General features: G+C 36.9%; 26 protein-coding genes, 1 tRNA gene and 3 pseudogenes. 17 read left to right on the top strand and 13 right to left on the bottom strand.

All coding sequences use genetic code 11. The features are described from left to right. Positions 1-422 precede the first annotated feature (422 nt). The 3 genes from ACFIM6_RS05860 to rpoH all read left to right on the top strand — a co-directional run bounded on the left by ACFIM6_RS05860 (position 423) and on the right by rpoH (position 3,920). On the top strand, positions 423-1,853 hold the full coding sequence (locus ACFIM6_RS05860; protein WP_375612058.1) for an aldehyde dehydrogenase family protein: 1,431 nt from the start codon (positions 423-425) through the stop codon (positions 1,851-1,853). A gap of 29 nt (positions 1,854-1,882) precedes the next feature. Beyond that, on the top strand, positions 1,883-2,887 hold the full coding sequence (locus tag ACFIM6_RS05855; protein ID WP_375612057.1) for an RluA family pseudouridine synthase: 1,005 nt from the start codon (positions 1,883-1,885) through the stop codon (positions 2,885-2,887). 148 nt (positions 2,888-3,035) lie between these two features. Further along, entirely contained in the window at positions 3,036-3,920 is an 885-nt protein-coding gene (gene rpoH, locus ACFIM6_RS05850) for an RNA polymerase sigma factor RpoH (protein ID WP_375612056.1), read from the top strand. 203 nt (positions 3,921-4,123) lie between these two features. Here rpoH and ACFIM6_RS05845 read toward each other — a convergent pair whose 3' ends face one another. From ACFIM6_RS05845 to ACFIM6_RS05835, 3 genes are all read right to left on the bottom strand, one after another. Then, positions 4,124-5,545 carry a hypothetical protein gene (locus ACFIM6_RS05845; protein ID WP_375612055.1) on the bottom strand — a complete coding sequence of 474 codons (1,422 nt, stop codon included), beginning with the start codon at positions 5,543-5,545 and terminating at the stop codon, positions 4,124-4,126. Between the two features lie 237 nt (positions 5,546-5,782). Further along, positions 5,783-7,072, bottom strand: coding sequence for an adenylosuccinate synthase (locus tag ACFIM6_RS05840; RefSeq protein ID WP_375612054.1), 1,290 nt, complete (start codon positions 7,070-7,072; stop codon positions 5,783-5,785). Between the two features lie 383 nt (positions 7,073-7,455). Beyond that, positions 7,456-8,619, bottom strand: coding sequence for a phosphoserine transaminase (locus ACFIM6_RS05835; protein WP_375612053.1), 1,164 nt, complete (start codon positions 8,617-8,619; stop codon positions 7,456-7,458). A gap of 401 nt (positions 8,620-9,020) precedes the next feature. Between ACFIM6_RS05835 and ACFIM6_RS05830 the strand changes: the two genes are divergently transcribed. Beyond that, positions 9,021-9,096, top strand: a tRNA-Phe gene (locus tag ACFIM6_RS05830). Between the two features lie 82 nt (positions 9,097-9,178). Here the strand turns inward: ACFIM6_RS05830 and ACFIM6_RS05825 are convergent. The 7 genes from ACFIM6_RS05825 to ACFIM6_RS05795 all read right to left on the bottom strand — a co-directional run bounded on the left by ACFIM6_RS05825 (position 9,179) and on the right by ACFIM6_RS05795 (position 13,275). Beyond that, the gene (locus ACFIM6_RS05825; RefSeq protein ID WP_375612052.1) at positions 9,179-9,376 is read right to left on the bottom strand and encodes a helix-turn-helix transcriptional regulator; all 198 of its coding nucleotides are present in this window, start codon (positions 9,374-9,376) and stop codon (positions 9,179-9,181) included. An 80-nt stretch (positions 9,377-9,456) separates the two neighbouring features. Beyond that, a complete protein-coding gene (locus ACFIM6_RS05820; RefSeq protein WP_375612051.1) occupies positions 9,457-9,735 on the bottom strand; it encodes a hypothetical protein in 279 nt (92 codons plus the stop codon). After that, positions 9,732-10,463, bottom strand: coding sequence for a phage antirepressor KilAC domain-containing protein (locus ACFIM6_RS05815; RefSeq protein WP_375612050.1), 732 nt, complete (start codon positions 10,461-10,463; stop codon positions 9,732-9,734). The genes ACFIM6_RS05820 and ACFIM6_RS05815 overlap by 4 nt, the downstream gene beginning before the upstream one ends. 356 nt (positions 10,464-10,819) lie before the next feature. Beyond that, positions 10,820-11,548, bottom strand: a complete 729-nt coding sequence (locus ACFIM6_RS05810; RefSeq protein ID WP_375612049.1) for a Rha family transcriptional regulator — start codon at positions 11,546-11,548, stop codon at positions 10,820-10,822. Next, positions 11,541-11,975, bottom strand: coding sequence for an antA/AntB antirepressor family protein (locus tag ACFIM6_RS05805; protein ID WP_375612048.1), 435 nt, complete (start codon positions 11,973-11,975; stop codon positions 11,541-11,543). The genes ACFIM6_RS05810 and ACFIM6_RS05805 overlap by 8 nt, the downstream gene beginning before the upstream one ends. Positions 11,976-12,042: 67 nt before the next feature. Next, positions 12,043-12,417: a hypothetical protein gene (locus ACFIM6_RS05800; RefSeq protein ID WP_375612047.1), complete on the bottom strand. Its 375-nt coding sequence runs from the start codon at positions 12,415-12,417 to the stop codon at positions 12,043-12,045. 240 nt (positions 12,418-12,657) lie between these two features. Further along, positions 12,658-13,275, bottom strand: a complete 618-nt coding sequence (locus ACFIM6_RS05795) for a S24 family peptidase (protein ID WP_038473481.1) — start codon at positions 13,273-13,275, stop codon at positions 12,658-12,660. Positions 13,276-13,385: 110 nt separating this feature from the next. Between ACFIM6_RS05795 and ACFIM6_RS05790 the strand changes: the two genes are divergently transcribed. Then, positions 13,386-13,718 carry a hypothetical protein gene (locus ACFIM6_RS05790; protein ID WP_375612046.1) on the top strand — a complete coding sequence of 111 codons (333 nt, stop codon included), beginning with the start codon at positions 13,386-13,388 and terminating at the stop codon, positions 13,716-13,718. Between the two features lie 72 nt (positions 13,719-13,790). Then, on the top strand, positions 13,791-14,183 hold the full coding sequence (locus ACFIM6_RS05785) for a hypothetical protein (protein WP_375612045.1): 393 nt from the start codon (positions 13,791-13,793) through the stop codon (positions 14,181-14,183). An 8-nt stretch (positions 14,184-14,191) separates the two neighbouring features. Here ACFIM6_RS05785 and ACFIM6_RS05780 read toward each other — a convergent pair whose 3' ends face one another. Further along, positions 14,192-15,058, bottom strand: a complete 867-nt coding sequence (locus ACFIM6_RS05780) for a hypothetical protein (RefSeq protein ID WP_375612044.1) — start codon at positions 15,056-15,058, stop codon at positions 14,192-14,194. 38 nt (positions 15,059-15,096) lie between these two features. Between ACFIM6_RS05780 and ACFIM6_RS05775 the strand changes: the two are divergent. From ACFIM6_RS05775 to ACFIM6_RS05750, 6 genes and pseudogenes are all read left to right on the top strand, one after another. Then, positions 15,097-15,576, top strand: a pseudogene (locus tag ACFIM6_RS05775) (crossover junction endodeoxyribonuclease RuvC). Then, entirely contained in the window at positions 15,566-15,901 is a 336-nt protein-coding gene (locus tag ACFIM6_RS05770) for a DUF1376 domain-containing protein (RefSeq protein WP_375612043.1), read from the top strand. The pseudogene ACFIM6_RS05775 and the gene ACFIM6_RS05770 overlap by 11 nt, the downstream one beginning before the upstream one ends. Continuing rightward, positions 15,891-17,004 (top strand): annotated as a pseudogene (locus tag ACFIM6_RS05765) (DUF1376 domain-containing protein). The gene ACFIM6_RS05770 and the pseudogene ACFIM6_RS05765 overlap by 11 nt, the downstream one beginning before the upstream one ends. Next, positions 16,988-17,326, top strand: coding sequence for a hypothetical protein (locus ACFIM6_RS05760; RefSeq protein WP_375612042.1), 339 nt, complete (start codon positions 16,988-16,990; stop codon positions 17,324-17,326). Before ACFIM6_RS05765 ends, ACFIM6_RS05760 begins: the two are co-directional and overlap by 17 nt. Positions 17,327-17,579: 253 nt before the next feature. Then, positions 17,580-17,927 (top strand): hypothetical protein, encoded by a 348-nt coding sequence (locus ACFIM6_RS05755; RefSeq protein WP_375612041.1) that lies wholly within the window; start codon positions 17,580-17,582, stop codon positions 17,925-17,927. Further along, positions 17,914-18,430: pseudogene (locus tag ACFIM6_RS05750) on the top strand (hypothetical protein). The gene ACFIM6_RS05755 and the pseudogene ACFIM6_RS05750 overlap by 14 nt, the downstream one beginning before the upstream one ends. 148 nt (positions 18,431-18,578) lie before the next feature. On the opposite strand, the gene ACFIM6_RS05745 reads toward ACFIM6_RS05750, so the two are convergent. After that, positions 18,579-18,872 carry a HigA family addiction module antitoxin gene (locus tag ACFIM6_RS05745; protein ID WP_004856691.1) on the bottom strand — a complete coding sequence of 98 codons (294 nt, stop codon included), beginning with the start codon at positions 18,870-18,872 and terminating at the stop codon, positions 18,579-18,581. Positions 18,873-18,888: 16 nt separating this feature from the next. Beyond that, positions 18,889-19,170, bottom strand: a complete 282-nt coding sequence (locus ACFIM6_RS05740) for a type II toxin-antitoxin system RelE/ParE family toxin (RefSeq protein ID WP_252619286.1) — start codon at positions 19,168-19,170, stop codon at positions 18,889-18,891. Positions 19,171-19,351: 181 nt separating this feature from the next. Between ACFIM6_RS05740 and ssb the strand changes: the two genes are divergently transcribed. The 5 genes from ssb to ACFIM6_RS05715 all read left to right on the top strand — a co-directional run bounded on the left by ssb (position 19,352) and on the right by ACFIM6_RS05715 (position 21,756). Next, on the top strand, positions 19,352-19,804 hold the full coding sequence (gene ssb / locus ACFIM6_RS05735; protein ID WP_375612040.1) for a single-stranded DNA-binding protein: 453 nt from the start codon (positions 19,352-19,354) through the stop codon (positions 19,802-19,804). Positions 19,805-19,814: 10 nt separating this feature from the next. Beyond that, positions 19,815-20,363 carry a hypothetical protein gene (locus tag ACFIM6_RS05730; protein WP_375612039.1) on the top strand — a complete coding sequence of 183 codons (549 nt, stop codon included), beginning with the start codon at positions 19,815-19,817 and terminating at the stop codon, positions 20,361-20,363. Between the two features lie 95 nt (positions 20,364-20,458). Continuing rightward, on the top strand, positions 20,459-20,716 hold the full coding sequence (locus ACFIM6_RS05725) for an AbrB/MazE/SpoVT family DNA-binding domain-containing protein (RefSeq protein WP_375612038.1): 258 nt from the start codon (positions 20,459-20,461) through the stop codon (positions 20,714-20,716). After that, entirely contained in the window at positions 20,716-21,048 is a 333-nt protein-coding gene (locus ACFIM6_RS05720) for a type II toxin-antitoxin system PemK/MazF family toxin (RefSeq protein ID WP_375612037.1), read from the top strand. Before ACFIM6_RS05725 ends, ACFIM6_RS05720 begins: the two co-directional genes overlap by 1 nt. 387 nt (positions 21,049-21,435) lie before the next feature. Next, on the top strand, positions 21,436-21,756 hold the full coding sequence (locus ACFIM6_RS05715) for a hypothetical protein (RefSeq protein ID WP_375612036.1): 321 nt from the start codon (positions 21,436-21,438) through the stop codon (positions 21,754-21,756). Positions 21,757-21,848: the final 92 nt, after the last annotated feature.

The following is a 21,848-nucleotide window of genomic DNA, read 5'->3' as shown; positions in this document are numbered from 1 at the left end:
TTTCAAAAAGAATTCGTAGAAACTATCATACGAAGGTTAATAACCTTTTGCTGATGGTTACTTTTTAATGAAAAAAATAATGCCATAATGCATATTCATAATCTGCCTTTTGCATATTTACGATATAAATTGCCCAGTTTATGGTGTCATAGAGCTCGTATTTCATTTGTTTTGAAGAAAACTTCATGATAAAAAAGCTTCAAGAAAATTGTCTATGCCTCTCTTTCTCTCCCTTTTCATAAAAGAAACTAGTCTCAATAATACAATAAGCATTGCTCTATTGAATTCTCCATGCTCAATTATCACGATATAATCTAATTTCTCACGTTTTTATAAGATTATCCTTGTTATCCTCGTTTAAAAAGGCTTAGACTAAGACAATCATAATTACATAAATATAAATAGAAAAAAGGGAGTGAATTATGTTTAATAAACGGAAATTTTATATCAATGGTCTATGGGATGAGCCAAGCACTCCTCACGATTTTGACGTCATTAATCCATCAACAGAGGAGGCTTGTGCTGTCATTAGCCTTGGAAGTACAAAAGATGCTGATAAAGCAATTAATGCGGCTAAAGAAGCCTTTCAAAAATGGAAAACAACGTCACCAAATGAGCGTCTTGGATTTGTTGAAAAAATTCTAGAGATCTACGAAAAACGTTCCAAAGACATGGCAAAAACCATTTCAATGGAAATGGGAGCACCAATTGATATGGCGCTTAATGCGCAAACTGCAACCGGAAGTTCCCATATTCGCAATTTTATCGAAGCTTATAAAGAGTTTTCGTTCCAAGAAACTTTAATAAAGGGAAATGAGCAAGCAATCCTTCACTACGATCCTATCGGCGTCGTAGGATTAATTACGCCATGGAATTGGCCCATGAATCAAGTAACTCTTAAAGTTATTCCTGCTCTCTTGGCTGGCTGTACCATGGTGTTAAAGCCCTCTGAAATTGCGCCTCTTTCTGCTATGCTTTTTGCTGAATTTTTAGATGAAGCCGCACTTCCAGCCGGTGTTTTTAATTTAATCAATGGTGATGGTGCGACTGTCGGCTCTTACCTCTCTGCACATTCAGATTTAGAAATGATCAGCTTTACTGGTTCAACTAGAGCAGGAAAAGATATTTCTAAAAATGCCAGCGCTACTTTAAAAAGAGTCTGTCTGGAACTTGGGGGAAAAGGAGCGAATATTATCTTTGCTGATGCCGACTCAGATGCTGTTCAACGTGGTGCACGACATTGCTTTTATAATAGTGGACAAAGTTGTAATGCACCAACTCGTATGCTTGTGGAACAGAGCATCTATGACAAAGCCGTGAAAATAGCCAAAGATATTGCAGAAACAACAAAAGTAGGACCAAACTGCCAAGAAGGAAATCATATTGGGCCCGTTGTTTCAAAAAAACAATATGATAAAATTCAAGATCTTATCCAATCGGGAATTGATGAAGGTGCAACTCTTGTTGCAGGCGGGACTGGTTTACCGAAAGGAATGGAACGCGGTTATTATGTCCGTCCAACAGTCTTTGCTGATGTAAAACCTCATATGCGTATTTTTAAAGAAGAAATCTTTGGTCCAGTTCTCTCGATTCTTTCTTTTAGTACAGAAGAAGAAGCCATCGCTTTAGCGAATGAGACTGAGTATGGTCTTACAAACTATATTCAATCGCAAGATCGCAACAAATGTCGTCGTATTGCGGCACAAGTACGCTCTGGTATGGTAGAAGTTAATGGACATGGATTACCCAGTGGAAGCTACTTTGGAGGTGTAAAATTTTCTGGGCGCGCTCGTGAAGGAGGACATTGGGGAATTAAAGAATTTCTCGATAGTAAAGCAATTTCGTACTGGTAAAATCTTATTAAAAACTTAATAGGAATCGTATGGTAATACAGAAAATAACGGATGAAGGTGCTCTTGGGCAACGTCTTGATCAGTGGCTCGCAAAACAATATCATGATGTGCTCTCACGTTCGCGTTTGCAAACTCTCATCCGTGAAGGCTGTCTTAAAATTGATGGTCAATTCATAAAGGAACCCAAAATAAAATTAAAACCTAACCAAATAATTGAATTGGAAATGCCGGACCTTCGTGATGCAGAACCTAGCGCTGAAGCCATTGCATTGGACATTCTTTTTGAAGATGATCATGTCATTGTTATTAACAAACCAGCTGGTCTTGTTGTTCATCCTGGGAATGGCAATTGGACCGGTACATTGGTTAATGCCCTTATTTACCACTGTGGGAATAGTTTATCTGGTATAGGTGGTGTTAAACGCCCTGGTATTGTCCATCGTCTTGATAAAAATACAAGCGGTGTTATGGTTATTGCAAAAAATGATCTAGCTCATAAAAGTCTCAGTGCTCAATTTTCTGATCATGGACGTACCTGCGCATTAGATCGACGCTACCATGCCTTGATTTGGGGAACACCTCAGCGCAATGTCTGGACAATTGATGCATCACTTGGCCGTTCGCCCCATAACCGGACAAAGCAAGCTGTCATCCATAACCAAAACCCTTATGCTCGTCATGCTGTTACACATGTTTCTCTGCTTGAAAAATATGGCTCTCATGCAGACTCAACATCTTTTGCTAGCCTTCTGGAATGTCGCTTGGAAACTGGACGCACCCATCAAATCCGTGTTCATATGACTCATATTGGGCATCCACTCATAGGCGATACAGTTTATGGAAACGCTTTTAAAACAAAATCAAACACATTCAACTCCACTATTAGAAATGCAATCGATCAATTCAACCGACATGCACTCCATGCTGCAAGTCTTACTTTTGAACATCCTTCTACCGGTAAAGTTATGTCGTTTTCCGCACCACTGCCTCAAGATATGGCTAAACTTATTAAACTTTTAAAAAAAATGAATTGAAACTTTTCCCCTTCTCAAGATTTCACAATAAAATATCTTTTTTTGAACAAAATTGAAAAATATGCTAGAGTGAGGTTATGAGGATAGTTAGCTATCTAAAACATAGAATTTGCCTTATCAGGGAATTCAAACAAAAGGAGGGTGCTATATGGCCCATATGAATTTATTATCAGTAATGACAGGTGATGGTGCTTTAAACCGTTACTTGGAAGAAGTGCGTCGTTTTCCAATGCTTGAGCCAAAAGAAGAATATATGTTAGCTCAGCGTTACCGTGAGCATAATGATCTAAAAGCTGCGCATAGGCTAGTAACCAGCCATTTGCGTCTCGTAGCTAAAATCGCGATGGGATATCGGGGCTACGGACTTCCCATTGGGGAAGTCATTTCAGAAGGCAATGTTGGACTCATGCAAGCTGTTAAACGTTTCGAACCAGAGCGGGGTTTTCGTCTTGCAACCTATGCAATATGGTGGATTAAAGCATCAATCCAAGAATATGTATTGCGCTCTTGGAGTTTGGTGAAAATGGGGACAACAGCTAATCAAAAGCGTTTGTTTTTCAACCTTCGTAAGTTAAAAAGTAAACTTCAAGCACTTGATAGTGGCGATCTCAATGCAGAACAAGTGAAAAAAATTGCAATCCAGTTGAATGTCACAGAAGATGAAGTTGTATCAATGAATCGTAGGCTTGGTGGTGACACTTCACTCAACGCACCAATTCGAACAAAAGAAGGGGAAAACAGTGAGTTGCAAGATTGGTTGGTGGATGAATCTAACGATCAAGAACAAATTTTAATTGAAAAAAGTGAATTAGAAAATCGCCGTTCCATGCTCATAAATGCCATGGACAATCTCAATGAACGCGAAAAGCGTATATTTAAAGCGCGTCGTTTAAACGATGTACCACTAACCCTAGAAGAACTCTCTGGTGAATTTAATATTAGTCGAGAACGAGTAAGACAAATTGAAATGCGTGCATTTGAAAAAGTGCAAAACTCTATCAAAGATTCTACTTTATCTCAAAGTCAAGTATAAAACCTAGAGTTAAGTATAAAGCCAATGGTTTGCACATTCTTTAAATGTGAAAATGAAAAAAAGCATGCCTTGGCTTTATACTTGTAAATCAGCCTATAGAATTCTTTAAGTTATTGATATGTAAAGCTTTATTTAATATATTTGGTATATAATTGATAAAGACGGTCGTAGAAAATTCTTCACAGCCGTTTATTTTTTTGCATCTATGTTTTATTTTTTTGACCAAGAACTGTTAACTTATCTTGTTGTGCAAGCCATTGTCCAATAACTTCATTAAAAATAGACTTACCTGTTGGTCCTTTTGCAAAGGTTAATTCACTTATACGCCCGTTTTTATCCGTTAACACCAAACGCATCCAATCTAATTCTCGCATCAATTGTAAATTTCGATCAAGAAATGGATGATTTCCACTCAATGCGACAAGAAAAAAGTCATCGTTAATCTTTGCAGCAATGGTTCTTGTTAAAGCCTGTCCAATGGATTGTTCACTTGCTTTAAAGGTTAATGCTTGAACATTGCTTATAGCTTTACCTGAAAATTTATCAGAAAGAATAAAAACAAGGTCCATAATATATGCAGCAGGAAATGACTGATCGGTATTACGACGTAAAATTAACCGTAATGATACCCCTTCATCAGGAATTGTTATATCACCTTGTATAGTTGTTTCTTCTGGAGCCCCCTTCACTTGAGACTCTTTTATAAGCGTCCAGCGAGCACTTCCCGTTGCTATCTTTTCTGCATCATAATTTGTACGTGCTTGATAGAAAACAGCTTCACCTGATTTTTCAAGCGATTGCAAATTGCTATCAACAACTGTTGAGAGTACTTCTTCATCCGAAGAATCTATCGCTTGTTTTAAACCAACATCAATTTCACTTCCATCCTCTAATAAGCGTTGTGTTAACTTTCTCTTAATTGGAAATGCCTTTGGTACTCTGTGAGAAGCTTGAAGATTTTCTTCTAAAAACTGATGATCATTTGATACAAATACACGCTCACCAACAAAAAAAATACCAACAAGTAAAACAACAAAACTAACAACAGAAACAGCACTTATCACAATACGCCTTTGCACTAACGATTTATTAGCACGACGTAAAGCCTGAGAAAAAATGTGCGAAACAATATGCGGATTATCTTCCTGCGAAGGAGAAATCTTTAACACACTGCTATTAACATGCTGAGAAGGCACATCAGCCTCCATATTAACAGGTTCTGCATCTGGTATATCTGATACACAAAGCTCAACAAATACCTTGTTATCCTTTGAACGTGTAACAAAATCTTGCTTTCTTTTTATGTTTACCTCTGACAATTCATTATTTTTTGGTAATATAGTTTTTTTTGTATATTTCTTATCTTCATTTATATTTGTGGGATTCCACCCAATAACTGAAGAAAGCCGTTTCTTTTCAACTGCTAAATATTCTCCTTCAACAGTTGCAATAGAACTTTGAAGAATCTTTCTTTGTTCATCCGCTATTGCTTGTGGTATTTTTGCTGTTACAAATTGATGTTCTAGTGTTTCGGTAGCCCGCTTATAAATCCGCTTACGCACTTGTGGTGTAATATTATTTTGTGCATTAATTGTCTTTTTTAAGATTCCAACGAAATCTACCATTTCCTCTATAATCTCTCTTAAACTGAGAAAAAATCAATAGTAAAGCCAAAAAACTTTATTTTAGCCTTCTAAATTGGTTGCCATTTAATATTGGTACAACTATTGCAATAATGTAAAATGAATATGAAAAATAAACAATGCTATTTTGCACCTTTCTTTTACGTGCTCTTAAAAACTTTTTTTGTAAAAAGATACAAAAACGAACAGAGAGCATATATAGAAATCTAAAAACAATAATCAATTAACAAAGGGATCCGTAATAAGAATAGTATCTTCACGCTCTGGACTTGTGGATAATAAAGCCACTTTTGTATTAATCAGTTCTTCAATATAGCGTATATATTTAATAGCCTGCACTGGTAAATCTTCCCACCTCAATGCATGTGCTGTTTCTTCCTTCCAACCTTCTAATGTTGCATAAATAGGCTTCACCCGATCCTGAGCTCCCATGGAAGAAGGTAAATAATCAATCCTTTTACCATCAAGCTCATAACCAATACAAATTTTTATTTCATCCAAACCATCTAAAACATCAAGTTTTGTCAATGCTATACCTTGAACACCGCAAATTGTTACCATCTGACGTACTAAGACAGCATCAAACCAACCACATCGACGCTTTCGACCCGTTACAACACCAAATTCATGTCCACGCACTCCTAGAAATTCACCAATATCATTTATCTGCTCTGTCGGGAACGGCCCTTCTCCAACACGTGTAGTATAAGCTTTTGCAATACCCAAAACATAATGAATTGCATCAGGTCCCATCCCCGAACCTGTACATGCTTGCCCAGCAACTGTATTAGATGACGTTACATAAGGATAAGTTCCAAAATCATTATCTAATAAAGCACCTTGCGCACCTTCAAAAAGAATGTGTTTCCCTCCTCGATAACCTTCATCTAAAAGACGCCACGTACAATCCATAAAGGGCAAAATTTTATCCGCAACTTGCATCAATTCATCATAAAGTGCTCGAGAATCAATCTCTGAAACACCCATCCCACGACGCAAAGCATTATGATGCCTCAAAAGCCGCTCAATCTTAGCCATAAGTGTATCTTTTTCTGCTAAATCCATCACTCGGATAGCACGACGTCCCACCTTATCTTCATAAGCCGGTCCAATACCGCGCTTTGTTGTACCAATCTTTAAACCAGATAAACCGCTTTCTCGAATTGCATCAAGATCACGATGCAAAGAAAGAATCAAAGGAGCATTTTCAGCAATACGCAAAATTTCTGGTGTGATTTTTACACCCTGATTACATAGTTTTTTTACTTCTGCAACAAAATGATGAGGGTCAACAACAACACCATTACCAATAATTGATAACTTGCCACGCACTAAACCAGACGGTAAAAGTGATAATTTATAACTGACTCCATCAACAACCAATGTATGGCCAGCATTATGCCCCCCCTGATATCTCACCACGATATCTGCTCGCTCAGACAACCAATCTACAATTTTACCTTTGCCTTCATCACCCCATTGTGTACCGACAACAACTACATTGGCCATAACTTTCTCCGTCGTGTTTGGTCAAAAAAACCAGCATTCAAAAACAAACTCTTCTTTATAACGAAACCTTAGAGCAAGTGCGACTCCTCATTTCAGATTTTTCTCAATCTTCAAGTGATTAAATTTTCAAATTTATGATAATAAAGATAAGCAAATACCCAAATATTTTAAATCTGTCATTTTCGCTACAAAAAGTAAAAACATTAGAGATTTTAATTTGTGCGTATCCAACACCTGACAAAGCATTCATTCCCCGTCTTAATCTTTTACAATTCATGTAATATTTAGAGGCTGTTTGTCTGATACAAGAATACGAAAGATCATCATAATCTCTCGTATCCTTTTTTGTTTAAAAACACGTTGTGAAAATCAACAGTAATTATTTAAAGCTGTGCTTTTTCAACTTGGAACGCCCACTCAAGCCATTGTGTTAAAATTTCAAGATCGGAAGCCTCAATTGTTATACCCGCCCAAATTCGAAGCCCAGGAGGAGCATCGCGATACGAACCGATATCATAAGCAACCCCTTCCTCATCAAGACGCTTCACAACCGCTTTTATAAAAGATACTCGCCTTTCCGTATCCAAAGCAGTAATCACTGGATCCACAATATCTAAACAAATAGCGGTGTTAGAACGCACTTCAGGATCTTTTGCCAAATATTCTAACCATGGCGTTTTGCGAACAAAAGCATCAAGTACAGAAAAATTTTTCTCAACCCTTGCTCTTAATGCCGCTGCACCTCCTAGAGATTTTGCCCACTTCAACCCATCAAGAAAATCCTCAACACAAAGCATAGAAGGTGTATTGATGATCTTTCCTTTAAAAATATCTTCGTTCAATTTTCCATTTTTTGTCATATAGAAAAGTTGGGGCATAGGCCAAGCTGGAACATGATTCTCAAGCCTCTCAACAGCACGAGGACTTAAAATCACCATACCATGTGCAGCCTCACCTCCCAAAACTTTCTGCCATGAAAAAGTAACAACATCTAATTTTGAAAAATCAAGATATTGCGCAAAAGCTGCCGATGTTGCATCACAAATGGTCAATCCAGCCCGCTTATGCGGAATGAAATCCGCATTAGGAATACGCACACCAGAAGTTGTCCCATTCCATGTAAAAACAACATCCCGATCAAAGTCAAGTTGTGTTAAATCTGGTATTTCACCATAAGGAGCTTCAAAACGACGCACATCAGAAAGCTTTAATTGCTCGACAACATCTTTATTCCACCCAAACCCAAAACTTTCCCACGCTGCCATATCAATGCCACGCTCACCTAATAGAGACCATAGAGCAGCCTCAACAGCACCGGTATCTGATCCTGGCATAATTCCTATACGATGATCAGAAGGAACCTCAAGAATCTCACGGGTTAAATTAACAACTTCAGCAAGTTTTAATTCTGCTTCTCTAGATCTATGTGAACGCCCAACTAATGCATTTTTAAGAACATCAAGAGTCCAACCAGGCCGTTTGCTACAAGGACCTGAAGAAAAATTAGTATTATTGGGACGATTACTTGGTTTTTGTAACATTATCATTATTTCTCCCCTTTTAGATGTTTTTCTTTCTTTATAAAGAAAAACAAATTATTATAAAGACTAATCAATAATCTTTTTAGAAAAAAGTCAAAAATGTTGTCTCTTATTTCGTATGCTTAAAATTTAGGGAAACTTTATAAAAAAATCTTTCTTAATCATTCTTCTCGATTGATTCTCTTAACTTTTTTTCGTATCACCACCACGATAAGACAGCATTCTAATAACAATACACTAAAGTGTCCAATATACCTATCAAATTTATTTTATGATAAAGATTCATTGATAACGCTCTAGAATAGGGAGATAAACTTATTAAAAAATCAATTATTTTTCTTTTGATGACTGGACAGAGAAAATTTTAATGTTATAACCGCAAACGCTTTATATTTTTTATGAAGCATGCCCAGATAGCTCAGTTGGTAGAGCAGCGGACTGAAAATCCGCGTGTCCGTGGTTCGAATCCGCGTCTGGGCACCACTTTTTGTGTTTAAAATATTGAAATATACAGTTTTTTCTTTAAATAACCATTTTTAGACCACCTTCTACAGTTTATATAATTTTATCTAATTTGCTCCTTATTTTTCTTTGGAGTGAAGGCTAAGATCTTTTTCTTTCTCCACCTCACTGCTCTCCCTAGCTTATATGGCTCCGGAAACAAACCCTGAAGCACCCAATTGCGAATCGTTGTTGTGGATACACTAAAAAGCTGTGCACACTCACGTGTCGTTACATATCTATCTCCATCATCAAATATCATCTCATTACCTTTCTCTTTTTTATGTTACTTAATCCCCTCCTCGTCCTATAGGACGAGGAGATGAAATCAATTGTTTAAAACTAAGCCGCTTTCGTGACGGGCTTCTGCAAACTCGGATCATAAGCTCGCAACAAAGAATCCATTCTATGGGGCAGCTCTGAATCTCCAAAATCCGTTAAAACTGCTAGAATCTTTGTAATATTTGGAATTTCATCTTGAAGTTTTAAAATCAAAGCTTTTTCTACTATGCTCATGATGTCAACCAAGTCACTACAGTCTTTGTCATCTACGTATTCACAATTGATAAACTGAGACAACGCTATCCACAAATCACATAAAAAGTCGATACTGGTATTCATTGCACACCCCCAAAGATTTGTTCTCTCAAACAAGCCAATCCTCTGGATGTGATTTTTGTTGAAGGGAGTACCTTTTCTGTACCATCTGGTCTTTGGATAGTGATAGCAGGACAGTCCATGAAACCTTTTTTGATTTTATCCTGATAAGGTAACAGAGGCGCCCCTGGAGCCCGTCGATACACCCAATCATGTTTACGCAAGTAATTGGTTAAGTCCTTTGGGCGCACCTCCAACATCTTCGCTGCTTCGATAAGACCGAATAAACCATCAGAGCGTTTTAAACCTTCCAAAGCTTCTGCTTTAGGCTTGAGTGTACTCACCTCATTTCTTAAGTCTTCTAATTGATTGATACTCTCTAAAAGGAGCTGTTTAATCGTAAGAGGATTTTCCAAAGCATTGGCAAGATTTATTTGTGGTGTTGCTACTTGTCTTTCCAATTCTTGCCAGCGGTCAATAATCTTTGCTCGTAAAGCAGTGCTGTAACCCGAAACAAGAATTAAACACTCACGTTTGGGAAGATTGTAGCAAGGAAGAGTACGACCTATTGAATCTCTGTAGAATCCTGCAAATTCACTCAGCTCAATTTTGAGCTCAGTGAGTATTTGCCGAATATCCCGCATAACATTCCGATGTTCTTTACCACATAATTCTGCAATTTCACGACTCGACATAGTCTGAGTGGTAGCACTATTAGCAGTGCTTTCTTTAATTTCTATAAGTGTGTTCACTGTGAACTCCTTGGTAATAGAGGTTTTCTATTGACACTCTAAAAGAGTGCCGGGTGCTAGAAAACACGGTACCAAGTCCGTCGTCACACCTTTCCCGTGAGGGTATTGTATAGTGTAACTACACCCGACAAGACCGTTATATGCTACAGCATATAATGAGTCAAAATCTTTAATGTTCAGAAGACTGATTATTTCGGCAACCAATCCGCTTGGTATTTTAAGGTGTTCTCTAGGCACCTGATTCGACAATAGACATACTGATAGTATTTTGTCAAATAAAAAATTAAAAAATCGGCGCTTATAAACTATATCGATTTTATCAGTAAATTCGTATTTCTTTTCCATGATTGTTTCTCTTAATGCATGCTTTGTCGTTTAAGTTCTTGAGACAACACACCAATTCCTTTTGCTGTGATTTTTGCGCAAGGAATGACCTTTTCTATTCCACTTGCGGTTTGAAATGTGATGGTTGGACAATCCATAAGTTTCTTTTGGATTTTGTCTTGATAAGGAAGCAAATTTCCACCTGCTGCTCGTCTGTAAACCCAACCTTTTTGCTGTAAGAAGAGAATGAACTGTTTTGGTTGCATCTCGAGTATTTTAGCGGCTTCTGTAAGACCGAAGAGTCCATCATGGCGCTGTAAGCTTTCAAGAGCCATTACCTTTGGTTTTAAATTTGCAATAATATTATCTTTTTGTTCATTTTCATTTTTGAGATACGTTAAAACACCAAGCATAACTTGAGGACTTGAGTAGTCGATTTGTGGTATTGCTGCTTGCTTTTCTAATTCTTGCCAACGGTCTATAATCCTAGCACGTAATGTCATGCTGTAACCAGAAACTAAAATGAGGCATTCGCGTTTAGGGAGGTTGTAACAGTTTTGGGGCTTACCCTGTTTATCTAAATAGGTGGATCCAAATTTGGATTGACCCCCTTCAGGATATAATTCTCCTAACATTTGTCGAATATCACGCATAATATGCGCATGTTGCTTACCGCATAACTCTGCAATTTCACGACTAGACATCGTTTGAACTGTTGTGTTTTGAAAATTTCTTTCAGATGTTGTGATAAAATTATGCATGCTTCACTCCATTCGTTGTGACAACATTGTCATTGTGCTTGATTTGCTGTCTTAGATGTCTTAAGAAATCTTCTAATGTTTCAGGATTTGAATAATCGATTTTTGAATTTACTTTTTTTTCGCATTTCAGAAAATATTCACGCACTTGTTTACCTTTGAGACCAGGTTCACAAATGGCAATGTGTTTTTCTGTGTCTAAAGTGAGAGCATAATCTTTAAAAGGATTTCCACGTGAGGAGTTTGATAATTCTTTAGTAGAAAGTACAAAGTCGACATCTTCTCTAAAGCTAAGTTCTTTAATACAGTTTGTTATCCACTTTCTAAACTCGGTTTTTACCTCTAAAAAGGTATATAAATCACGAGCGCTAATAGTTTGAACCTTTTGATGCTGAATAATATTGTATTGAGTAGCAAGAAGCTTTTCCATTACGAACCTCATGTTGATGGGATTGATGAATGAAAGGGGGCGCTTTTAAAAGCGCCCTTTAGAATTTTTAAAGCACATCACAAGGACGCAAACGGTGTTGTTGTTCATAAGTACCGTAAATCTCATCATTATATTTTTCGTCTGCGATTTCGTCTAAAAGTTCTTGGTAAGCATCACTTTCGCGTACAAAGTCATGAACTTTACTCTCATCATGGAGATGTTCGATATTTTCTTTTACATATACTTCTGCAATTTCTTCAGAGATATCTTCACAATTATTCTCAGAAGGATTGATGCGAAAGATTTGGATTGCATCATCTGCCTCGTCAATAATTTTTAGAACTTGGCTTTCATCCAGTGGTCCCGACCGACCAATGTTTTGATCATCATCATAGACAACTAATAAGATTTCATCAGAATTTATAAGAATTGGATTTTCCATAATTTCTCCTCCCTAACGCCTCTTGGCGATTGTTTGTGCGTGGTTTATGGATATATTAGTACAATATGAATGAAATACAGTCGAGTACAAAGTGTACTATTTTTTCAAAAAAATAAAAAATGACGAATCATCGACTAATTTAAGAATCAATAAGCATGCAGTTTATTGTAGAATCAATAATCTGCTATGACTTGCTGATGGCATCTAATTGATAACTTAAATAGAGAATCTTAATTGTACTTACATGTCAAGAATAGTGCGTCGTACACGACCTATTATAGAAATGGCACCTTCAAGTTTTGGAGCTTTTATTGTTTTATCGTACGAAGCAGGCTGAAAAGGAGGATTATCATTTGGTCTATATCGCTTATATGTAGCTTGCCCAGTTTCATCTGCAATTACATAGCAGGCATTAGGTACAAGCTTTTTGTCTCGCATATTTACAAGTATTATGGAATCTGGAGGACTAATTTTATTCATGGATGCACCATCTACACGCAATGCAATCCATTCACCGGCAGGAAGATTAACAGCTTCTGTCATAGGATAATCTGAAAAATCCATTATCCCATCTTGCTCGCTTAACTCTCCAGCACTAATCCATGAAATAAGAGGAATACTTATATTAAGACTAGGATTTTCTTGAGGAGATTCACCATATAAAATCCATCCCGGATCGACGTTAAATACTTGTCCATAGAGTTCGGCTTTTTGTCGAGAAACAGGACGATTTCCATTTTCATGACTAATTAGAGTATTTTGATTAAGAGCTGATATAGCGCGCGCAGCCTCGCTCGGTGTTGCATACCCAGCATTTTTACGCGCTATTTTAAGTCTATCTTTTGGCAAATAACTCATTCGTACATTATCCACTATTTTTTTCATTCATTGTGTACGATTTTATCTTGATTTAAAATTGTACGTAATATACTATTTTGATCATAGTTAATAATTTTTATGTCAAAAATTTGATTGAGTCTTGGGGATCTATAGGTCAATTTGCGAAGGAAATCGGTTGTAGCTATGAAGCTGCACGTAAAATGCGCGATCGCAATAGTATTTCTCCAAAATATTGGAACATAATTATCCAATTGTCTGAATCCAAAGGTCCACCTTGGGTTACACTAGATTGGTTTCTTCATATGTATGAGAATAAATCTCATGGTGTTTCTCTTTTAATAACAGAACAAGGAAAAAGTACGATTTCTTTAACGGAGAAATTTACAACATCGGATGGGGCAATTCGTATGAATAATTCTACAGATAACAACAAACACCCACAGCATCATTCACACTCTTAAAGAAGAAAGATCATGAGAAACGGAATATTAAAGAAACTCTACACACAGTTTTGTAGATTAATAGGTTGTAATATGAAAATTGAGAATGGAGATAAGTTTGTGAAAGAATTTATACAAATACCGGATCGTGATTGTAGCATAGAAGATCTTATAAAACGACATAGAACTCATACAAAAGTTCTTGCAAAACAAGAAGAATGGCATAAGTCACAATTTGATAATTGGATGAGATGGCATGAAGCAACTCTTGTAGAGCGAGATAAGTCAATTGAACAACAGCAAGTAGTACTTGAAAACCTATCCTCTTTAATTAAGCAAAAAAATGAAACGCTATACAGCCAAAGGCTAAAGTTAGCTTCACAGATGAAAGTTATTGATGAATTAAACAATAAAATCATTGAGTTAATCAACAAAAAAGAAGAACCAAGATTGATCGATTTTATTTTTGCAGGAGAATGCTTTTAATTTTGGCATCAAAAAAACCACAAATGAGGATTATCAGCCAAAAAGGAATATTCAGGGCCAAATTCGTCATATGTATCTTTTGAGCGTGGATATGAGGCCCAAAAATGAACAGTGAATGTTTCCTCTGGGTTAACAATCGAAGTGTGGTCAAGTGTAAAATTTGCAATGTTGCGGGAATTAGGCTTACGGCAGCTAATTATGAAATCTAAAAAAGTGTAGCATTTAGCACGTATAATAAAAAAATTCAAAGCGAACTCTGATGAAGCATTTGATTTTATATTTTGGGGACATAACGCAATGAGTTTTGGAGTTGTTCTTTTAATGACGAGGTGTTCACCTGAAGTTTTAGATGGCCATCTAACGAAAGGGCAAGCATTTTTAACAAACTTAAAGGGACTTTTTTTCGATATGCGTATATTCCTTATCATTATATCTTCTCTAGTAAGATTTTTAATGCACAATTTCACCCTAACGCGTAAAGTGCCTTCATATTTTTGTGGGAAGAATACTGCCTTCAATTTCAAATATGGTCCCAAATCCCGTGCTTTTTTATCTTCTAATAGAATAGCTGTCTGGGTTTCTGATGCTATAGTTTGTCGTTGGAAGATTTTAAGTTGTTTTTTTAAGCTTCGTTGTTGTACAAAAAGTGTCACCATTCCAGTAACTATCGTAGCAATGATAGGAGCAATCGTAAGATTATCACTTATCCAGTGCAGCAAAAATACAGCACTATCATTTATCCGGTGCAATAAAAATACAACCTTATCAACTACCCATTCTTGCATCATAACTCCCCCCAATTTTTTAGAATCGCTGGGAGGATACTTTTTCATAAACATTTTTTCAAGACAAGCAATCACAACACGCTCTGTCATAGCACACATATAAATACGTAGAGCCTTAAGGGGGGATTATGATCACTAACGCACAAACCATTTTATGTCTTGATCTAGGGACTAAGACAGGCTGGGCGATACGTGGTGCGGATGGTCATATAACAAGCGATACAGAAGATTTTCAATCACGCCGTTTTGAAGGCGGTGGTATGCGTTATTTACGCTTTAAACGGTGGCTTACTGAACTAAAGAGATCTGTTGATGAAATTGACGCGGTGTATTTTGAAGAGGTGCGCCGGCATGTGGGTACAGATGCTTCTCATATTTATGGGGGCTTTCTAGCAACCTTAACAGCGTGATGTGAACATCATCAGATACCATATGAAGGCATTCCTGTTGGCACAATTAAGAAGGCGACGACAGGAAAAGGCAACGCCTCAAAAGAAGAAATGATTAAGGCGGTATGTGCAAAAGGACATGTACCTAAAGACGACAACGAAGCAGATGCTTTAGCAATTTTATATTTGATGAAAGAAGGGGATATACATGTCCAGTAAAATACCATGGACGAGACTGTTTGCCGATAAATGGGCGGTGGTCGTCGATTATTTACCTCCTGTAGAAGGTAATATCTATATGAGATTGCGATTTCGCATGCTTCGTACTGGTGAACCTCTTTTTTATAATATTAAAGTTTTAGCTCATTACACTGGTTATTCAGTAAAGAAATTTGAGACAGCATTGAATGTTTTGCTAGAAGAGGGATACATCATTCGTTTAGAAGATGGTCGTTTGTGGAGTTCACAAGTTGAGGAGGAACTCAATAACTTCAATGAAGATCTAAATAATAATAAAGAACAGGAGGGGAAATATGTCAACTAAGTTAACTTGGGTTCGTTGTTTTCCTTCTGATTGGGTATCTGATGCTAGTGGAATGACGTCGCATCAAATATCGACTTATATGATGTTGATATTGCTTAATGTATAAGAAGAGACAGCCAATTCTTGAGAATGCCTCTATATTAGCACGCATTTCTGGTTGTTCAGTAAAAGCTTTTAATAAAGCGCTAGATTTTTTATTGAGTGATGAGAAACTGATACGTTTAGAAGACGGTCGTTTATGGAGTTTACAGGTTGAAGAGGAACTCAACAACTCTAATGAGAATTTGAATAAGTTTTCAGAGAGAGCGCAGAAGGCAGCGAAGGCAAGATGGGATAAACATACAAATGATGCTTGTGATATTAAGCATGATGCTAACAGCATGCTTAAGGATGCTAAGCATGATGCTTGTGATGCTATAACAAACAATACAAACATATATAATAAAAAAACTAAAACTATCGTTTTAGCAAAAAAAGAAATTGGTTCTGAAAGTTTAGCAACAATCGATTTGGTTGACGAACCAACAGAGGTTGCTGCTGTTGAGACCACATCAGAGCAAATCACAACGGGTGTAGACAACCAACCCCCCATTCACGAGCAAGAGAACGTTCCCAAAAAAGCAAAACGAGCGCAAGCTAATCGCAGTTGTCGATTGCCAGAAGATTTTGAACCTAATTTGCAATACGCAGTCGATCAAGGATTAACGCATGATGAGGCGCTGTTAGAGTTCGAACGGTTCACAAATTACTGGATAGCAAACCCAGGTAAAAATGCAAACAAACGAGATTGGCAAAGGACTTGGTACAATTGGGTTACAAGCCCTATCGGAACGCTAGCAAAGAAAAAAGCAAGATTAGAACAGGAAAAACGGTTAGGTGGTTATCATGGAAAATTCACTCAGAAAACTTTCACAGAACAGCTTGCAGAAGGCTTCAACGAACTCAGAGATCATCTCTCATCTGGAGAAGATTATGGAAATGATCAGTCCGGGGTATCCATTGACGCTGAAGGCTGGGAATACATTGACGAAACAGGAGGAAGCGCAAACCTTAGATGCTTGCAATCGTCTACAAGCGTTGCTCTCTGTGAAAGCTTCAGTTAAACAAATTGAACAAGCTTCTTTCCTACTCTCAAGCATGAGAGTCCCTGCGAATACAGACGCTAAAGCCGTCGTTTTATCCTATGGCATGATGCTGGACCGCATTTCGTCATATGCTCTGAAAAAGGGCGTTGAAGATATCGTAACTGGTCAAGCAATTGGGATATCAAAAACATTTATGCCAACTTGTGGAGAGCTTTTAACTTATTGCCAGGCACTAGAAAATACCCTTTTTCAAAAGCCGAAAGTGTACGTAGAGCAATTGAAAACACACGTGAGAAAGCACTCAAAGAAAAAACAGCGAAAGAGCATTTTAGACCACTAACGCTTGTTCACAAGCAAGAGCTTGAAAAGGTTTTAAATGGGATTGGGGGAACAATGAAAAACATTGCAAGTTAGCAAAATAGTGAAAAGTGCTGATCATTTTACGATTAGACATGCATTTAAATCGACAAAAATGTACCGTAAAAAGCGATTTAAAGATTTTACGATGGGGAAACCATATCCGCAATATAAAACGCTCTGTACGGTCAAATTTTAGGTAAATAGACCAATTGGTAAAATTATGGACTAAAAACATGAAAATATTAAAACACCTGTTCTTAAAAAACCGTCAACAGCCAATGCAAAAAGAGTTTGTTGCAACAGCTGTTGGTTATGTTCCTTGGGGGGATGGAGCAGAGGAGTATTTTTACAACCTCTACGAATATGAAGACGGTACAAGAGAGTGTGAAAAGTTTGATGGCGGACAGTATTATACCACACCAGAAAATGCGGATTTTAGTACCAAAGCGCAGGTGAAAGCATGGGTTTACGGTGGTGCTATTCCGAAAAGCATTCTCAATTACGAACCTCTTATAGATGAGATCAACAGAGAGATCAAAAAATTATCGAAAACCGCAGGAAATAAATATGTTCACAGATAAACAGCTAAGAGCCTTGTTTGGCATTATAACTTTTATATTTTTATGTTTTTTAGGAATTAAAAAAAAATCCCTACTTTATTCAAAGTATTTTGACATTCGCATCTGTTTCTTTGGTAATAGTCACAGCGGTTTTTGCAATTTTATGCAATTCTCATATTCCTTTTGAGTTGCAGAACAATCCAAAATACAAACGCGGCAATACAACAGGTTGGAAGACATTAACACGTGATTTACAACAGTATATGCACAGACTTTTAAAGCTAATAAGTTTAGCGCTTATCGTTTTAATTTTTCCAAATAGTTATAAAGAAACTGTTTCTTTACCTTTCATTTCTAAGTATGTGGAGTACAAGCTTTCTTTTCCATTGGATACCGTACTTTGGTACTCAGATATTGCTCTTTGGTATTCTTTTTTAGTCTGTGTATTTTTCCTTATGTTACGTACACGCAGTTTAATAAATATATCTATTTACACACTACAGTGCTCCGTTAAAAAGCTATAGTAAAATTTCCGATTTTATAAAACTGTTCAGATTACGTTGTCTCTTCTCAACGTTCGATAAAATCAACAAGAGCATAAAAAACTATCGTGGGCTGCTTGATTTTAAAGAACATGACCTCTAGGTGTGAAGAAAGATGGACTAAGTATTTTTAAAGATGCCCTACTTGCTCTAGAGGTGAAATATGTGGGATTGGGCTGTTATGCCGAGCTTGCCACAAATCATGCTTTTGTTGCAATTTAAGCCAGAATTCCGCATCATTTAAACCCGCTTTTTCTAACCGTAAAGCTAAGTTAATACTAATCGCCGCATGGCAGTTTAAGACGCGGGATAAAGTTAAACGTGCAACGCCAAGACGATTTGCAGCTTCTGTTACTGTTAACCCTAATTCATCAAGCAATTCTTCTTTCAAAATGCCGCCAGGGTGTGGAGGATTGTACATCATAAGAACACCTCAAAACTCAATGGTAATCTTGATAATCAACCAGTTCAACGTCTGTCCCAATGAAACGAAAGGTAACACGCCAATTTCCATTGACACGCATTGACCAGTAACCTTTTAAATCGCCCGTAAGCGCATGTAGACGATACGATTTAAGAGTAACTTGTTCAGGCGCGGATATTGTATCTAAAATTACTAAAATGTTTGCTAATTTTTTAGCATGCGCGGGTTGTATGCCTTTGCAGACTCCTCTTTCAAAGAATAATTTCAACCCTTTATGCTTAAAACTAACGATTGCCATATATACCCTCTTGATACTACACACCATGCATTTATGTCAATTGATTATTTATCAAAGAGCATATTAAACATAATTTTATATGTTAATAATTAATAATATATCATTGAAATAATTGAAAAAATAATAAAATTACGCTAAGATTTTTTACATATTTAAATACAAATTTAAGGTAAGAAAAAACATGCTAAACAAAGTGACATTAATCGGACGCCTTGGTGCTAATCCCGAAAGCAAAACAATGAATTCTGGAGCAGAAATAGTCAATTTTAGTATAGCGACTTCTGAGAGCTATACAGATAAAAAAACCAATCAAAAAGTAGAGAAAACAGAATGGCATTCAGTTGTGATTTTTAATCCACATTTAGCAAAAATTGCACTTCAGTATCTAAACAAAGGTTCAAAAGTTTACGTAGAAGGAAAATTACAAACGCGCAAATGGCAAAATAAAAATGGGCATGACCGTTACACAACAGAGATTGTTTTACCACAATTCAAAGGCGAGTTGTATTTGCTTGATGCGAAGAAAGAGCAATCAGCATCCCCTACCCCTTCACCCATTACTTCTCAAAATTATGCTATCGCTTCAGGTGCTCAAGATTATAGAACAGCTCTTAACAATAGCGTCCCATTCTGATTGAAAAAATATGGCTAAAAGAAAAAAACATGCAAAACGTGGTCGTCCTCGAATTAAAGGATGTATCAGAGAACCAAATGGTCGTATCTCACGGACAAAAATGCCTCATGATCCCATTGATAAGTTGGCAATAGAAATACGGGCCAAACGTTTTGGCTTGACCATAGAAGAAGCAAAAAATCCGCTTTCTGCTACTTATATCGGACGGCTTTATCTGCAAGGTGTGATTAATCAAGATCAGTATGATGCTGCACAAAAATATCTTGAAGTGAGAAATGATTATCTCTGTGCAAAAACATTGCCTAGTGCAATTTATGATAAAATGCCCTCATCTTCTAATGAAGAAGCTAGAAAAAAATGGGTTGAATTTGCAACAAAACAATTTTTGAATATGCAAGAGGTAATAAAAGAAACACAACACCTTTACAGACAGCATAATTTTTATGCTGCGCTACAGTATCTTGTTAGTGAAGATCAAGAATTACCGTACCTTGTACCTTCATTGCGAATAGTCCTTAACGCTCTCCAGAAATATTTTAACCAAAAAAATAAATGCTAAATGTTTTACTAGTATATTTATAAAAGCATCAGAAGCTCTTGAAATAGCTTTTAAAATGTTATATTTTTATATAATATTTTAGAGAGGTTGTTTTTATGCATACAACGAAATTACGTAAAGTTGGAGGGTCAGTGATGCTTTCTATACCACCTTCACTGCTTGATGTCCTTCATCTTACTGAAAATGCGCAAGTTGGTTTGACTATTGATAATGGACAATTAGTTGTGAAACCACAAACATTTCCTAATTATACTCTTGATGAATTGTTAGCCCAATGTAATCCGTCAGATGATTTTGTAGATGAGGATATAGAATGGTTTGATGCTAAACCTGTTGGTAAAGAGCTGTTGTGATGAAGCGAGGCGAAATTTGGCTAGTATCTCTTGATCCATCTTCGGGTTATGAACAAAAAGGAACGCGTCCTGTATTAATTGTATCACCGGAAGCGTTTAATCGTGTAACGAAAACACCTATTGTCTTGCCTATTACAAGCGGAGGAAATTTTGCTAGAACAGCAGGCTTTGCTGTCTCATTAATGGGAGTGGGATTACATACAACGGGCATAATACGTTGTGACCAACCACGTGCTCTTGATATTGGAGTGCGTCAGGGAAAGAAAATGGAAGCAGTTCCCCCCATGATTATGAACGAAGTCCTTGCTAAGCTAGCAACATTTCTTACGTAGTTGGTTCAAATCTTTATCTCGTGCCGTAAAACATCGTTCTTTGAAACGAGGCAAAAAGCCAAGTAAAAGATTCATTTAAATGGGATTATTATTGCATCTCTTGTTTATCTGAATACTAAGTCTAGATTTTTAGAAACAAAAAATGTACAAAATATAGATTTTTTCTCTTGACAATGTGTAAAAATTTTTATTTAATGGCTGTGCTGTCTCTAGGTGTGTTGTGTCTAAAATTCAAAAATATCTCCTAAAGTTTGGTAAAATCTTAAGCTTTCAAAAAGGATTAAGTTGCTGTTTTTATTGTTAAAACAGACTAATCTATTTTGCACATATCAAAAGCCATTCAGTAACCAATGATGTCATTAATTCATTGCCTCAAAAGGAGCGAAGATGAAAGCAATCATCACCAAGCCAATGTGTGTTGTTGGCGATAATAAAAGCACTGTTCGTTTTGAAACTTCAACTCCCAATAATCCATTTGTGGAGATTTCTAATCAAGTCTACGCACGTCTCAAGCGTGCAAATGCTGCTAAACCTTTTGTTGATGTTAAAACAAAGATAAAGCCTGACAAGGGAGTTGAACAAATTAAGCAGATAGAACAAGAAGCCGTACAAACATCAACTGAATCAGCAGCTGAGGAAATTCCACTCGAACAACCCAAAACACCTAAAGCTTCCAAGCCATCAACACCTACCCCCAAAAAGGCTTAGAAGTTGAAGTTAATCATCCACCAAAAATGGTATCTTCAACAGGCAAAAGATACCTTCACAAGCCTTCAAGCCCCTCGCCTTAATTGGGCTCT

Origin of the sequence: Bartonella sp. AA9NXGY, assembly GCF_042196845.1 — a bacterium.
Lineage (GTDB): Bacteria > Pseudomonadota > Alphaproteobacteria > Rhizobiales > Rhizobiaceae > Bartonella.
This window is presented reverse-complemented; position numbering and strand designations above follow the sequence as displayed.